This window comes from Nocardiopsis potens DSM 45234, assembly GCF_000341105.1.
GTDB lineage: Bacteria > Actinomycetota > Actinomycetes > Streptosporangiales > Streptosporangiaceae > Nocardiopsis_A > Nocardiopsis_A potens.
The window spans coordinates 53,780-67,533 of sequence record NZ_ANBB01000050.1 but is presented as its reverse complement, the minus strand read 5'-3'; the positions used below and the strand labels follow the sequence as shown (position 1 = coordinate 67,533).

Sequence of the window (13,754 nt, the reverse complement as noted above, 5' to 3'; positions counted from 1 at the left end):
TCGGAGGGTTCCGGGAGGTGTGCTCCGGCCCGTGTGCTAGGGGCGGACGTCCTCCGGGAGCAGGTCGCGGAGCTGCTCGATGGTCGGGTCCTCGCCGGACAGGGCCATTCGCTCGATCCGCCGGGCCTGGCGGGCGGTGCTCTCTTCGAAGAGTTTGCGCACCTCGCGGCCGTTGCCGTGGGCGAAGCGGTCCGGGTCGGCGCGGACGGCGCCGCCGACCGCGGCCAGGGTGGCTTCGGGGACCGCGAAGTCGGCCTCGGCGGCGGTGGCGGCGAACACCGCGGCCAGTTCCTCGGCGGTGTAGGGGGCGAAGACCACGGTCCGGGAGAAGCGGGAGGCCAGGCCGGGGTTGGCGGTGAGGAAGCCGTGCATCTCGCCGGTGTGGCCGGCCGCGATCACCACCACCTCGTCGCGGAAGTCCTCCATCAGCTTGAGCAGCGTGTCCACCGCCTCCTGGCCGAAATCGGCCGCGCCCGCGGCGCGGGAGAGGGCGTAGGCCTCGTCGATGAAGAGCACCCCGCCGCGGGCCTTCTCGAACACCTCCCGGGTGCGCTGCGCGGTCTGCCCCACGTACTGGCCGACCAGGTCGGCCCGGCCCACCTCGACCACCTGGCCCTGGGCCAGCACGCCGAGCGCGGCCAGCAGCTCGCCGTAGATGCGGGCCACCGTGGTCTTCCCCGTCCCCGGCGGGCCCGCGAAGACCAGGTGCCGGGAGGGCAGCCGGGCCTCCAGTCCGGCGGCCTGCCGCCGCCGGCCCGCCGAGATCAGGCTGGTCAGCTCCGCCACCTCGCGTTTGACGTCGTGCAGGCCGACCATCGACTCCAGCCGGGCGGTCAGGGCGCGCGCCTGCCGCTCGTCGCGCGGGGCGCCCAGCCGGGCGGCCAGCCCCGGGTCCACCACGCCCTCCAGGTCGGCGGGGAGCACCAGGGCGAGTTCGCGGGCGGTGGTCCCGCCGTCCGCGACGAGCCGGCTGGCCTGACGCTGCACCACCTCCTCGAACATCCGCCGCGCCTCCCGGCCGTTGCCGAACGACTCGTCCCGCACCTGCGCTCGGAAGTGCCGGACCACCAGGTCGTGCACGCCGGGGCCGAGCACGTACCCCTTGCCCTCCGCCATCCCGGTGAAGATCGCGGTGAGCTGGTCGGGGCCGAGGTTCTCGAACGCGATGGTGCGCGAGACCCGCGATTTGAGGCCGGGGTTGGCGGCGAGGAAGGTGCGCATCTCGTCGGAGTAGCCGGCGAAGACCACCACGACCTCGTCGCGCAGGTCCTCCATCAGCTTGATCAGCGCGTCGATGGCCTCCTGCCCGAAGTCCGAACCGGAGCCGAAGGTGCGGGAGAGGGCGTAGGCCTCGTCGACGAAGAGCACCCCGCCTCGGGCCCGCTCGAACAGCTCGGTGGTCTTGCGGGTGGTCTCGCCCAGGTGCTCGCCGACCAGGTCGGCCCGGGAGGCCTCGATGAACACGCCCTCCCGGAGGATGCCCAGCGAGCGCAGCACCTCCCCGTAGATGCGGGCCACCGTGGTCTTGCCGGTCCCCGGCGGGCCGGAGAACACCAGGTGCCGGCTGAAGTCCAGCTCGGGCAGGCCGGCGCCGCGCCGCCGCTCGTTCACCCGCTGCAGGTCGATGAGGGAGCGGACCTCCTGCTTCACCCCGTCCAGGCCGACCATCGCGTCCAGCTCGGCCAGCACCTCCTCCAGCGGGCGGGCGCCCTCGGCGGGCGCGGCGGGCGGCGGGTCCACCGGGTCGGGGGCGGGGCCCGGGGCGGGCCGGTCGGTGCCGACCACCGCCCAGGCCTGCCCGTTCTCCTCGTCGCCGGTGAACGCGCCGACCCGCTGCTCCACCCCCTCCAGCTCGGTGTCGACCAGCTGGAGCACCGCACCTTCCTCCGCGTACACGCCGGGCTCGCCGTTGTCCCGCACCGTGCAGCGCACCATGTGCAGCCGGCCGCCGCCGGTGACCGCGGCCCCGGCCCGGCCGGCCCCGGAGAGCAGGGTGTCCTCCAGGGTGGCGGTGCCGCCGTCGATGACGCCCACGCCGCCCGCGGCGCCGCCGGCCACGGACTCCTTCATCAGCAGCCGGCCGCCGTCGCCGACGTGCACCCCGTCGCTGACCGTGGTGCGCACCTTGGCCCCGGTGACCTCGACGTAGCCGCCGGACATGACGTTGATCGCGTTGCTGCCGCACATCGTGGCGGTGAGCCCGTCGACGGTGAGCGAGCAGCCCTCGGCGACCCACAGGCCGCCGCCGATGTCGGAGAGCTCCACCCGGCGCAGCGCCCCGCCCCCGCCCTGCGCGGTCACCGCCTGCCTGCCGCGGTTGCCCAGGACCCGCAGCCCGTCCAGCTCCACCCGGCTCTCCTCCAGGTAGAGGCTGGGGTAGGCGGCGTCCGCGCCGGCCGCGGCGCCGGTGATCTCCACCGAGGAGAGCAGCGCCCGCGCCTCGCGCAGGTGCAGTCCGTTGGCCTCGGGGTCCTCGATCCGCACCCCCTCGCCGGTGATCCGCCCGCCGTCGACCAGGATCCCCTGCCAGGACGGGCCGGTGACGCGCAGGTCGGCCACCCGCGCCTGGGCGCCGCTGACGTAGAGGCCGATGCCGGCGCCGGTGATCTCGCAGCCGTCCAGCACCGCCTCGGCCTCGCCCTCGACGTGCACCGACGCGCGGCCGGGGCCGCCGCCGTCCACGGTCAGCCCGGTGAACACGGCGCGGGCCCGGTCGGTGACGAGCACCGAGATGTCGGGGCTGCCGCCGAGCCTGCAGCCGGTGAGCACCGGGGCGGCCCCGTCCGCGACCAGCAGCGCCGGCTTCTCCGCCGAGCCCGCCCCCTCGAAGGAGCAGTCCCGCACCACCGGCTCGGCCTGCGCGGTGACCGCCATGCCCGCGGCGCCGCCGGAGCCGGTGAAGGACAGCCCCTCCAGCTGGGCGGCTCCGGCGCCGCCCACGGTCAGCCAGGCGCCGTCGAACACGGTCTCGGTGACGCTCCCGCCGCCGCCGAACATGGCCAGCCCGCCGCCCTCGAACCGGCACCGGACGAGCTCCACCGGCGCCTGGTGCGCGTCGATCTGCGAGGGCGCGGTGAACGTGCAGTCCTGGGCGTAGAACGACGCCCCGGGGTGCAGCGACACCGGCGGGTCCTCCTCGGAGCCGCCGACCAGGTCCACCCCGTACAGCTCCAGCCGCCCGGATGCGACGGTGAACACCGGCGCCCGCCCGACGGCCACCGTCACCGTCCCCGGCCCCTCGGTCGGCACCACCACGACGTGCCGGTCCACCAGGTGCGCCTCGGGCACCACGTACTCGCCCGGGTCGACGTGCAGGTACAGGTCCATGCCCGCGCACTGCGGGTGCCGCAGGATCTCATTGAGGTCCGACGCGGCGCCGCGCGCGGTCTTCGACACCTGGACCGTGAACATCCATGCACCCCAGAGAACCAGTCGCCGCGAACCCTCTTCCGCACCGCAGGGCCCGGACACACGCCCCCAACGGTGTGTTCCGTACGGTATCGCCCGCCCCCGCCCCGCGTTCGGCCATCGGCGGCCATGTCCGGCCGCTTCTTCGCGTTCCGCCCGCTGCGCAGCTCCGGGCGGCACCCCGCCTCTCCTCCCTCCTTAGCGGGCCCCCGACACCTTTCTGTTCGCCTTGCTTAGACAATTTCTGTTCGCCTAACCTAGACTTACCGACCGTGAAGAGGAAAGACCTCATGCGACGACTCCGGGAGATCGCAACCGACAAGGAGGTCGACCTCGTCCTCGTGAGACAGGGAGCGCACGAAATCTGGCTCCTCGGCCGACTGCGCATCCCGGTCCCGAGGCACAATGAGATCGCCGAGGGCACCGCCAAGGCGATCATCCGGAGGGCCGAGGACGCTTAAGGCGATTCCTCGGCCCTCCGGGCCGGAGGCAGTACAGGAGGAGTGTTGACCGTTTTCAGAGCGACCGCCGCACGGGACGGGCGGTTCTGGTCCGTCACCATCCACGACCTGCCGGAGAACACCGCCGGATTCACCCAGGGGCGGAACTGGACCGAGGCCGAGGAGATGGCCCGGGACGCGATCGCCGGGCTGCTCGACGTTCCCGCCGATTCCTTCGACATCCGCCTCGCTCCGGAGGACGAGGAGGCCGCCCAGGCCATCGAAGCGGCCCGGCAGGCCCGCGAGGCCGCAGAACGGGCCGAGGCCGCGAAGCAGCGCTCCCTCCAGGACGCCGCCCTCGTCCTCACTCGCAAAGGCTTCACCGTCCGCGACGCCGGGCGGGCCCTCGGCATCTCCTACCAGCGGGTCTCCCAGCTCACCAGGGACGACGACCACCGCGCCGGCGAAGCCGCCTGACCTCCGGAAGGCCGACGCCTCCCGGCCTGCTCCGAGGTGACCGCGGCTCCGAAAGGCGGAGGCGAGAACACCATCGAGCTGACCATCTGGGAGTCCCCCTCCTAGACGGTTCGGCCGCCCCGGGGGCGCGGCGAGGCCGTCGGGGCGCCGCTGAGACGCCCTGGAGGGCCGAGGGCGCATGAAGCGGCGCCTCGGCCCTCCGGGCCGGGGGCGGTGCAGGAGGAAGCACCGGCCGTTCCCGGGGCGGCCGCCTGTCCGTCCTGGAGTGGGGCGGTACTGCGTAGAATCCCGTCGACGTACCGGAACCGGTGGGGCGGGGGCGTTCCGCCGCCGGGGCGGGCGTGGACCTCCCCTTGCCGATCGTGATGCGACGGAGCACACCATGACCGACAACGTGCCGACCCTCGACGGGGTCTGGAACCAGGGCTGGCAGTCCGCGGTGGAGCTCCGCGCGGCGCTCCTCGGCGGGGAGCCGCTGCCGGAGATGCCCTACGTCCCGGTCCGGCTGGAGCCCGAGGAGAAGGCGCACGCGGCGGTCGTCCTCGACTACTCCCGGTACTACGGGATGGACGTCACCTACCAGCAGAACTCCAACTTCTACTTCGGGTCGCCGGTGTTCGTCGCCGCCGGGCTCGCCGCGGACGCGATCGGCAACGCTTCGGCGCGCGGCCGCGCGGAGGCGATGGCCCGGGCCCAGTGGCGCGAGTTCCAGCAGGTCACCGTGTACGTGACCAGCACCCGGCTGCTCGCGCTGGTGGACGGCACCCGGTGGCTGTCCTGGTACCACCAGGGCAACGTCCAGGTGCACGCGCTGCTCGGCGAATGGGCCGTGGTGCAGATGTTCCCCGACTGCGAGCCGGTGCGCTGGCAGGGGCCGGCCGCCCCCTGGCTCGCGGTGCTCCTGGTCTACCTGGTGTTCGGCGAGGACAACCTGCGCCACCACCCGGAGCTGTCCGCCCTGGGGCCGGCCTTCGGCTGACCGCCGCCCGGCCCGGAGGGGCCTGGGCCGGGCGGCGGCGCGGTGGTGTCCGGAGGGCTTCTAGGGCAGCGGGGTGCGGCGGACCGAGCGGCCCGCCAGGACGTCGGTGCGGCGGCCGTCGCGGATGACCGGTTCGCCGGAGACGAGCACGTGCGGGATGCCCTCGGGGAGGCTGCGCGGCTCGTCGAAGGTGGCGGTGTCGGCGACGGTGTCCGGGTCGAAGAGGACGAGGTCGGCGCGGTACCCCTCGCGGACCAGGCCGCGGTCGGGGAGGCGGAGGCGGGCGGCGGGGCGGGAGGTGAGGTGGGCGACGCACTCCTCCAGGGAGAGCAGGCCCAGCTCGCGGCTGTAGCGGCCGAGGTAGCGGGGGAAGGTGCCGTAGGCGCGGGGGTGCGGCTTGGCGGCCTGGAGGAGGCCGTCGCTGCCGCCGGTGTGCACCGGGTGGCGCATGATGGTGCGGACGTTCTCCTCGTGCCCGACGTGCTGGAGGATGGCGGTGCCCAGCCGGTCGGCGGTGAGCAGCCGGTGCGCGACGGCGAACGGCTCCTCGCCGCGCTCGGCCGCCGAGGCGGCGACGGTGCGGCCGACGTAGGGCGCCAGTTCCGGGTCGGAGACCCCGGAGATCTCGATGGTGTCCCACTCGATGGGGACCCCGTGGCAGCCGTCGGAGCCCTCCACCTCCATGGTGTGCCGGATGCGCGCCGTCTCGGCGGGGTCGGCGAGCCGGGCCAGGGTCGCCTCCGGGCCGCCCTCCCCCGCCCAGCTGGGCAGCATCGCGGCCAGAGTGGTGCTGCCCGGGGTGTAGGGGTAGGTGTCCAGGGTGATGTCGGCGCCCCCGGCGATGGCGGCGTCCAGCAGGTCGAGGAGGTCCTGCCCGCGGCCGGCGTTGGGCGCGAAGTTCATGGTGGCGTGCGCCAGGTGCAGCGGGCAGCCGGACTCCTCGGCCAGCCCGACCATCTCCGCGTAGGCCTCCAGGGCGCCGGCCCCGTAGGAGCGGTGGTGCGGGCAGTAGTAGCCGCCGTAGGCGGCGACCACTCGGCACAGCTCAGCCAGCTCCGCCCCGGAGGCGTACATGCCCGGGGTGTAGGTCAGTCCGGAGGACATGCCGACCGCGCCCTGCTCCATCCCCTCGGCGACCAGGCGCTTCATCGTGTCCAGCTCGGCGTCGGAGGGCGGGCGGTCCGCCCAGCCCATCGCGAGGATGCGCACCGTGCCCTGCGGGATCAGGTAGGCGGCGTTGACCGCGGTGCCCTGCCGGTCCAGGCGGTCCAGGTACTCCCCCACCGTGCGCCAGTCGAAGTCGATGTCGGAGCCGTCGCCGTTCCAGCCGGTGATGGCGCGGCGCACCTCGGCCAGGGTGCGGTCGTCCACCGGGGCGTAGGAGAGCCCGTCCTGCCCGATGACCTCCAGGGTCACCCCCTGGGCGGCCTTGGCCGAGTGGTCCGGGTCGCGGAGCAGCGCCAGGTCGGAGTGGGCGTGCATGTCGATGAAGCCGGGCGCCAGGGCCAGGCCGCCGGCGTCCAGGGTGCGGGCGGCCGAGGGCCGCGGCCCCGCGTCGCCCTCCCGGTGGATCGCGGCGATGCGCCCGCCGGCGACGCCGACGTCGGCGCGGTAGGACGGGCCTCCGCCGCCGTCGACGACGCGGGCTCCGGTGATGACCAGGTCCATGGGGGTCCTCCCTGCTTGACCTCGTGCCCTGCGGATTCGGCTCTTTCAGCACTGCTGGACCGCCCCGGGGCAGGGGCCGCCCCGGGGAGAGACGGGGGCGGGGCGTTCTCCGGTGCCCGCCGCCCCCGTCAGCGGTCTAGAAGAAGGTGCGGATCAGGTCGGCGACCGTGCCGTCCTCCTCGACCAGGGGCACCATCTGCCACTTGTCGAAGATCGTGCAGGGGTGCGACATGCCCATGCCGACCCAGTCGCCGACCTCCAGGTCGGCGCCGTCCACCCGGAGCCAGGCGTGCTGGTCGGACAGGCCGGTGACGGTGATGCCCTCGGCGCGGCGGACCGCGCCGCCGCGGGCCGAGCGGACCAGGTGCACCTCGGGCAGGTGCTGGTCGTAGGCGGCGTCCCGGCGGCCCGCGTTGAGGAACGCCTGGCCGGGCTCGGGCCGGGAGACGACCTGCGCCCACAGCGTGAACGCCGCGCGCAGCTCCCCCTCCTCCGGGACCCGGTTGAACGGGGTGCGCTCGCGGTACAGGCCGTCGTCGTGCGAGACGTAGGCGCCGGAGCGGAGCAGCTTGAGCACTGGCCGGGAGAGCCCGCCGAGCTCCGCGAAGACCTCGGCGACCTGGTCGAACCAGGCGCTGCCGCCGGCGGTGACCATGATCGGCTCGTCCGCGCCGAGGTGGTCGAAGCGGCCATCGGCGTCGAACGCGGCGGCCAGGCCGGTGAGCCGGCGCAGCCAGGCGGCGACCCGCTCCGGGTCCGCGCCGGGGACCTCGCCCTCGTAGCCCGCGACGCCGATCAGGCGGAGCGTGCCGGCGGCGGCGACCGCGTCGGCGACCTCGGCGGCCTCCTTCTCGGTGCGCACCCCCGTGCGGGCGCCGCCGCCCGCGCCCAGTTCGACCGCGACGTCCACCGGGCGCCGGGCGCCGGCGGCGCGCAGCGCGGCGTCCATCAGCTCCACGCCGCGCACCGAGTCCGCGTAGCAGGCGAAGGCGAAGCCGGGGTCGGCGTCGAGTTCGGCGGCGAGCCAGCGCAGCGCCGCCGCGTCCACCAGCTCGTTGGCGAGGAAGATCCGCGGGACGCCGAACCGGCGGGCCAGCCGCACCTGGTGCGGCACGGCCAGGGTGATCCCCCAGGCGCCGCGCTCCAGCTGGCGCTCGAACAGCTGCGGCGCCATCGACGTCTTGCCGTGCGGGGCGAACGCCAGGCCGTGCCGTTCGGAGTAGGCCTCCATCAGCGCCAGGTTGTGCTCGGTCCGCTCGGCCGACAGCGCCAGCACCGGGGTGGTGAAGCCGCCGGTGAACAGGTTGCGCCGCTCGGCGGCGAGCGCGCCGGCCGACAGCCCCGCGGCGTCCGGCGGGAGCCCCTTGAAGCGTTCGTCGACGATCTCGCCGGCGAGCGTGTCGAGGCCGGTGAGGCGGCCCCCCGCGGGGCTGTCGGCGCTGGTCATGGCGGCTCCCGGAGGTGCGTTGCAGCATGTGCAATGGTCGTTGCGTTCGTCGCTCATCGCTGTCTACCATCCGGGGGAAGCGGTGGTCAACGGCGCCTTCGGGCCGTCCGGCCGCCGTCCGACCGACGCCCCGGTGGACGAGGAGCCCTTCCCGACGTGAACAGCACCGCGCCGCACGCCCCCGAGGCGGTCTGCCTCGGCGAGTCCCTGGTGACGTTCCTGCCGTCGCGCCCGGGGCGGCTCGCCGACGTGCCCTCGTTCGACCGCTCGCTGGGCGGCGCCGAGTCCAACGTGGCCTGCACCCTGGCCGCCGCCGGGCACCGGGCCCGCTGGCTCAGCCGGGTCGGCGCCGACGGCTTCGGCGACTACCTGGTGCGCGCCGTCGCCGCCTACGGGGTGGACACCTCCGCGGTCGGCCGCGACCCGCACCGGCCCACCGGCGTCTACTTCCGCACCGCCGGGGAGCGGCCCACCGGCCCGGGCGGCGGCCCCGAGCTGTCCGAGGTGGTCTACTACCGGGCCGGCTCGGCGGCCTCGGCGATGTCGGCGGAGACGGTCCCCGCCGCCGACGCCGACGCCGGCCGGGTGCTGCACCTGACCGGCATCACCGCCGCGCTCTCCGCGGACTGCCTGGACCTGCTCCGCCTGCTCACCTCGGACCGCCCCGGCCGCCCGCTGGTCTCCTTCGACGTCAACTTCCGGGCCGGGCTGTGGCCGGGCGCCCCGGCCGGCCCGGAGGTCCTGCTCGACCTGGCCCGCGGCTGCGACGTGGTGTTCGTCGGCGAGGACGAGGCCGAGGCGGCCTGGGGGGTGGCCGGCGGCCCCGAGGCGGTGCGCGCCGCGCTGCCCGAGCCGCCGGTGCTGGTCGTCAAGGAGGGCCCGGCCGGCGCCACCGCGTTCACCCCGCAGACCCCCGGCGGGCTGTTCTCCCCCGCCCCCCGGGTGGACGTGGTGGCCCCGGTGGGGGCGGGCGACGCGTTCGCCGCCGGGTTCCTCTCCGCGACGCTGCGCGGCCTGGGCCCGCTGGAGCGGCTCCGCCACGGGCACCTCTTCGCGGCCGCCGCCCTCACCGTCCCCGGCGACCTGGCCGAGCCGCCGTCCCGGGAGCGCACCGGCGAGCTGGCCGCGCTCTCCGGCGGCGACTGGGGCAGACTGCGCCTCGGCCCCGGCTGGACCGCCGGGGCGGGAACCCCTGCCGGAAAGGCCCGGACGCCATGAGCCAGACCGTCGACCGCGCCCTGACCATCCTCCCGCTCCTCGCCGAGGGGCCCGCCGGCCTGGAGGAGGTGGCCACCCGGCTCGGCGTGCACAAGTCCACCGCGCTGCGGCTGCTGCGCACCCTGTGCGAGCACGGCCTGGTCTACCGCCAGCCCGACCAGCGGTACCGGCTGGGCGCCCGGCTGTTCGCCCTGGCCCAGCAGGCGATGGAGTCGCTGGACGTGCGCGACGTCGCCCACCCGCACCTGGCCCGGCTGAACGCCGAGACCGGGCACACCGTGCACCTCGCGGTGTACGAGGAGGGCGAGGTCATCTACATCGACAAGGTCGACAGCCGGTACCCGGTGCGGATGTACTCGCGCATCGGCCGGCCGGTGGCGATCACCGTGGCCGCGGTGGCCAAGCTGCTGCTGGCCGACCTCCCCGAGGCGGAGCGGCGCGAGGTCGCCCGCCGCCTCGACTACCCCAGGTACACGCCCCGCTCGACACCGGACGCCCAGGCCTTCCTGGCCGAGCTGGCCAAGGTGCGCGCGCAGGGGTGGGCCACCGATCTGGGTGGCCACGAGGAGTCCATCAACTGCGTCGCGGCGCCGATCCGCGGCCCGGACGGGCGCGTCGCCGCGGCGATGTCGCTGTCCGCGCCCAACGTCGTGGTGGGCGCGGACGGGCTCCTCGCCCTGCTCCCGCAGATCCGGCGCACCGCCGAGGCGATCTCCGCGGAGTACTCCGGAACGGCCCCCGGAGGGCCGACCGGATCCTGACCGCCGGGCACCCGTACCCGCGGCACCGAAGAACAGCCACTGATGAGGAGAGCGCACCGATGAGCGAGCCGTCGAAGAAGACCGCCCTCACCCCGGCCACCCACACCACGCCCCCGGCGAAGTTCTCGCACGGCGTGAAGAAGGGCGGCATCCTGCAGGTCGCCGGGCAGGTCGGGTTCGGCCCGGCGGTGGAGGGCCGGGCCCCGGAGCCGGTCGGCCCGACCCTGCGCGAGCAGACCCTGCAGACCTTCGCCAACGTCCAGGCGATCCTGGAGGAGGGCGGCGCGACCTGGGAGGACGTGATGATGGTCCGCGTCTACCTGACCGACACCGCGCACTTCGCCGAGTTCAACGAGATCTACGACTCCTACTTCGCCGATCTGAAGGAGGCGCCGGCGGCCCGCACCACGGTGTACGTGGGCCTGCCCGCCGGCCTGCTGGTGGAGGTCGACGCCCTGGCCGTGCTGGGCTGACGCCCCGCCGGGGCCGCGGCCCCGGCGCCCCGCCCCGGATCGGGCCCGGAGACCCCGGGAGGACCGCGGCGGGCCGCCGCCGGTACCGGTCGCGCCCGTCCCGCACCGGTGCCGGCGCCCGCCGGGCGGCCGGGGCCCGGACGGGAGGGGCGCGCGGCGGCTCCGCGCGGACCGCGGCCCCGCCCCGGCCGCCCCTCGCCCCCGGAGCGCACACCGCGGCGCACATAGAACCGCGCCCGCCGAGGGGCGGGCGGTGAAGAGGACGACCCCGGGGAGCGGCCGGTGCACCGGCCCGCCCCGCCGAGCGCTCCGGAGCAGCCGGAGGAGAGCGCCCGAGGAGCGTCTCCCGCGGCCCTGACCCGCCGCCTCCGGGAAGAGGGGCGCACCCGCCGCCCGCCGCAGGACCGGCCGGTCCGCACAAGGACGGGAGGACCGCCCCGACCGGGCGGCCGCCGGCCCCGGCCCTCGCGCCCGGCACGGAAGGAGCCCGAGGACCCCGGCCGCCGGCGCCCCTTCTCGGCGGAGCACGCGCGGACCGCTCCGCCCCTGCACGACCGCCGCCGACGACCCCGCGCGGCCCCGCCGGAACGGGGCCGCCCCGCACCCGCCCCCGCTCACGCACACCCGGCCGGAGCAGGATCCCGCCCCGGCCTCCGTCGGCGTACCCCGAACCCGGCCCTCCGGCCGGGGAGCACCCCCTCCGTCCACCACCGAGCGAAAAGACGTACCTCCCATGCACCTCAGCGCAGCCGCCGGGGAAGGCACCGCGTCCGGCGGCCTCCTCGCCTTCATCCCAGGGACCGCAGGACTGATCACCATCGCGGTCCTCGGCATCGCCCTGCTGCTCCTGCTCATCATCCGGTTCCGGCTGCAGCCGTTCGTGGCGCTGCTCGCGGTGTCGATCGCCGTCGGCCTGGCCGCCGGCCTGTCGGTCACCGACCTGTTCGGCACCGTCCAGAAATCCGACGCGGTCTCGCTGATCGAATCGGGGATGGGCGGCATCCTCGGCCACGTCGCCATCATCATCGGCCTGGGCACGATGATCGGCTCGATCCTGGAGACCAGCGGCGGCGCCGCCGTGCTGGCGCAGCGGATCGAGCGGCTGTTCGGCGAGCGGCGCGCCCCGCTCGCCATGGGCCTGACCGGCCTGGTCTTCGGCATCCCGGTCTTCTTCGACGTCGGCATCTTCGTGCTCGCGCCGCTGGTCTACGCGGCGGCCAGGCGGTCCGGAAAGTCGGTGGTGCTGTACGCCATGCCGATGCTGGCCGGGCTGTCCATGACGCACGCCTTCCTGCCGCCGCACCCCGGCCCGGTGGCCGCCGCCGGGCTGCTCGGCGTCGACCTGGGCTGGGTCATCATCATGGGCCTGGTCTGCGGCATCCCCGCAGTGGTCGCAGGCTGGGCGTTCTCCGCCTGGATCGGCCGCCGGGTGTTCGTCGCGGTCCCGCAGGACATGGTGGAGGCCGCCGAGGAGTCCCGGGCCGCGGTCGAGGCGGAGCGCCGCGCCAAGGGCGGCGCCGCGGTCGAGAAGCCGGCGCCGCTCGGCGCGGTGCTGGCCATCATCGGCGTCCCGCTGGTGCTGATCCTGCTGGCCACCTTCTCCTCGATCGCCATGGAGGAGTCGGCGCCGCGCACCGTGCTGGAGTTCGCCGGCAACCCGTTCGTCGCGCTGACCATCGCGCTGCTGCTGGCGTACTGGCTGCTCGGGGTCAGGCAGGGGTGGAGCCGCAAGTCGCTGGAGACCGTCTCCACCAACTCGCTCAAGCCGGTCGGCAACATCCTGCTGGTGGTCGGCGCGGGCGGCGTGTTCGGTGCGGTGCTGCAGGGCACCGGGATCGCCCAGGCGCTGGCCGACGTGTTCCAGGGCGCCGGGATGCCGGTGATCGTGCTGGCCTGGCTGCTCGCGGTGGCGCTCCGGGTGGCGCAGGGCTCGGCGACGGTGGCGATCGTGACCACCGCGGGCATCGTCGCGCCGCTGCTGTCCGGCGGCGAGTACTCCCAGCCCGCCATCGCCCTGGTGATCATGGCGATCTCGGCCGGGTCGATCTTCGCCTCGCACGTCAACGACGGCGGGTTCTGGATCGTCGCCAAGTACTTCGGGATCTCCGAGCGGGACACCCTGCGCACCTGGACGGTGCTGGAGACGGTGCTGTCCGTGGTGGGCTTCGCGGTGGCGGCTCTGGTCGGCCTGTTCGTCTGAGCCCCGGGCGGGGTCGGTGCGCGCGGGGGCGGAGCGATAGGTTCGCGCCATGCAGAACCTCCCCCGTGCGCACGGCCCGCACGGCCCGCACCGCCCGGCGGCTCCGCCCGAAGGCGGGCCGGCGACCGCCCGGCGCGGGCCGGAGGAGCCGCCCGGCCCTCCCCTGCTCGGGGTGGACGTGGGCGGGGTGGTGATCGACCGGATCGCCGACGGCACCGACACCTCGTTCTTCGGCGACGACCCGATGAGCACCCCGGCGGTCCCCGGGGTGTTCACCGCGCTCGCCGCGCTCACCGAGGCCTTCGACGGCCGGGTCCGCGTGATCTCCAAGGCCGGGCCGCGGACCGCGCAGCGCACCAGGGACTGGCTGGCGGTGCACCGGTTCGCCGAGCGCACCGGCGTCCCGCCGGAGAACCTGCACTTCGTCCGGGAGCGGCCGGACAAGGCGCCGGTCGCCGCGCGGCTGGGCGTCACGCACTTCGTCGACGACCTGCTGGACGTCCTGGTCCACCTGGACACCGTGCCGCACCGGTACCTGTTCACCGGCGGCCTGGGCAAGGAGGAGCCGCCGTCCGAGGTCCCCGGCTGGGCGGTGCGCGCCGACACCTGGCCCGAGCTGACCGGGCTGATCCTGGCCACCCTGCCGCCCCGGGGCGCGGGCACGGCGGGCGGGGCGCCGTGAC

The 13,754-nt window shown here is 75.2% G+C and carries 12 protein-coding genes; 9 read left to right on the top strand and 3 right to left on the bottom strand.

All coding sequences use genetic code 11. The annotated features are described in order from the left end of the window. Nucleotides 1–36: 36 nt before the first annotated feature. The gene (locus D459_RS0120885; RefSeq protein ID WP_017594954.1) at nt 37–3,411 is read right to left on the bottom strand and encodes an AAA family ATPase; all 3,375 of its coding nucleotides are present in this window, start codon (nt 3,409–3,411) and stop codon (nt 37–39) included. 269 nt (nt 3,412–3,680) lie between these two features. Here D459_RS0120885 and D459_RS35550 point away from each other — a divergent pair, with 269 nt between their 5' ends. From D459_RS35550 to D459_RS0120870, 3 genes are all read left to right on the top strand, one after another. Beyond that, on the top strand, nt 3,681–3,869 hold the full coding sequence (locus D459_RS35550) for a type II toxin-antitoxin system HicA family toxin (RefSeq protein WP_026120608.1): 189 nt from the start codon (nt 3,681–3,683) through the stop codon (nt 3,867–3,869). Between the two features lie 45 nt (nt 3,870–3,914). After that, entirely contained in the window at nt 3,915–4,325 is a 411-nt protein-coding gene (locus D459_RS0120875) for a type II toxin-antitoxin system HicB family antitoxin (protein ID WP_017594952.1), read from the top strand. Nucleotides 4,326–4,707: 382 nt separating this feature from the next. Further along, nucleotides 4,708–5,304: a hypothetical protein gene (locus D459_RS0120870; RefSeq protein ID WP_017594951.1), complete on the top strand. Its 597-nt coding sequence runs from the start codon at nt 4,708–4,710 to the stop codon at nt 5,302–5,304. Between the two features lie 60 nt (nt 5,305–5,364). Here D459_RS0120870 and D459_RS0120865 read toward each other — a convergent pair whose 3' ends face one another. Further along, nucleotides 5,365–6,972, bottom strand: a complete 1,608-nt coding sequence (locus D459_RS0120865) for an N-acyl-D-amino-acid deacylase family protein (RefSeq protein ID WP_017594950.1) — start codon at nt 6,970–6,972, stop codon at nt 5,365–5,367. A gap of 136 nt (nt 6,973–7,108) precedes the next feature. After that, a complete protein-coding gene (locus D459_RS0120860) occupies nt 7,109–8,419 on the bottom strand; it encodes a type III PLP-dependent enzyme domain-containing protein (protein WP_017594949.1) in 1,311 nt (436 codons plus the stop codon). 19 nt (nt 8,420–8,438) lie between these two features. Here D459_RS0120860 and D459_RS37040 point away from each other — a divergent pair, with 19 nt between their 5' ends. The 6 genes from D459_RS37040 to D459_RS0120830 all read left to right on the top strand — a co-directional run bounded on the left by D459_RS37040 (nt 8,439) and on the right by D459_RS0120830 (nt 13,753). Continuing rightward, nucleotides 8,439–8,579 carry a hypothetical protein gene (locus D459_RS37040; RefSeq protein WP_241485086.1) on the top strand — a complete coding sequence of 47 codons (141 nt, stop codon included), beginning with the start codon at nt 8,439–8,441 and terminating at the stop codon, nt 8,577–8,579. Further along, nucleotides 8,576–9,637 (top strand): sugar kinase, encoded by a 1,062-nt coding sequence (locus tag D459_RS0120850; RefSeq protein ID WP_017594947.1) that lies wholly within the window; start codon nt 8,576–8,578, stop codon nt 9,635–9,637. The genes D459_RS37040 and D459_RS0120850 overlap by 4 nt, the downstream gene beginning before the upstream one ends. Then, on the top strand, nt 9,634–10,398 hold the full coding sequence (locus tag D459_RS0120845) for an IclR family transcriptional regulator (protein WP_017594946.1): 765 nt from the start codon (nt 9,634–9,636) through the stop codon (nt 10,396–10,398). The genes D459_RS0120850 and D459_RS0120845 overlap by 4 nt, the downstream gene beginning before the upstream one ends. A 59-nt stretch (nt 10,399–10,457) precedes the next feature. Then, the gene (locus D459_RS0120840) at nt 10,458–10,871 is read left to right on the top strand and encodes a RidA family protein (RefSeq protein ID WP_017594945.1); all 414 of its coding nucleotides are present in this window, start codon (nt 10,458–10,460) and stop codon (nt 10,869–10,871) included. A 733-nt stretch (nt 10,872–11,604) separates the two neighbouring features. Further along, a complete protein-coding gene (locus D459_RS0120835) occupies nt 11,605–13,071 on the top strand; it encodes a GntP family permease (RefSeq protein WP_017594944.1) in 1,467 nt (488 codons plus the stop codon). A 49-nt stretch (nt 13,072–13,120) separates the two neighbouring features. Further along, complete coding sequence (locus D459_RS0120830; protein WP_017594943.1) at nt 13,121–13,753, top strand: hypothetical protein; 633 nt, start codon at nt 13,121–13,123, stop codon at nt 13,751–13,753. The last annotated feature ends 1 nt before the right edge of the window (nt 13,754 follow it).

Coding starts and splice junctions, on each gene's coding strand:
- D459_RS0120885 (WP_017594954.1), bottom strand. CDS start 3,411: ATGTTCACGGTCCAGGTGTCGAAGACCGCGCGCGGCGCCGCGTCGGAC.
- D459_RS0120870 (WP_017594951.1), top strand. CDS start 4,708: ATGACCGACAACGTGCCGACCCTCGACGGGGTCTGGAACCAGGGCTGG.
- D459_RS0120865 (WP_017594950.1), bottom strand. CDS start 6,972: ATGGACCTGGTCATCACCGGAGCCCGCGTCGTCGACGGCGGCGGAGGC.
- D459_RS0120860 (WP_017594949.1), bottom strand. CDS start 8,419: ATGACCAGCGCCGACAGCCCCGCGGGGGGCCGCCTCACCGGCCTCGAC.
- D459_RS0120845 (WP_017594946.1), top strand. CDS start 9,634: ATGAGCCAGACCGTCGACCGCGCCCTGACCATCCTCCCGCTCCTCGCC.
- D459_RS0120840 (WP_017594945.1), top strand. CDS start 10,458: ATGAGCGAGCCGTCGAAGAAGACCGCCCTCACCCCGGCCACCCACACC.
- D459_RS0120835 (WP_017594944.1), top strand. CDS start 11,605: ATGCACCTCAGCGCAGCCGCCGGGGAAGGCACCGCGTCCGGCGGCCTC.
- D459_RS0120830 (WP_017594943.1), top strand. CDS start 13,121: ATGCAGAACCTCCCCCGTGCGCACGGCCCGCACGGCCCGCACCGCCCG.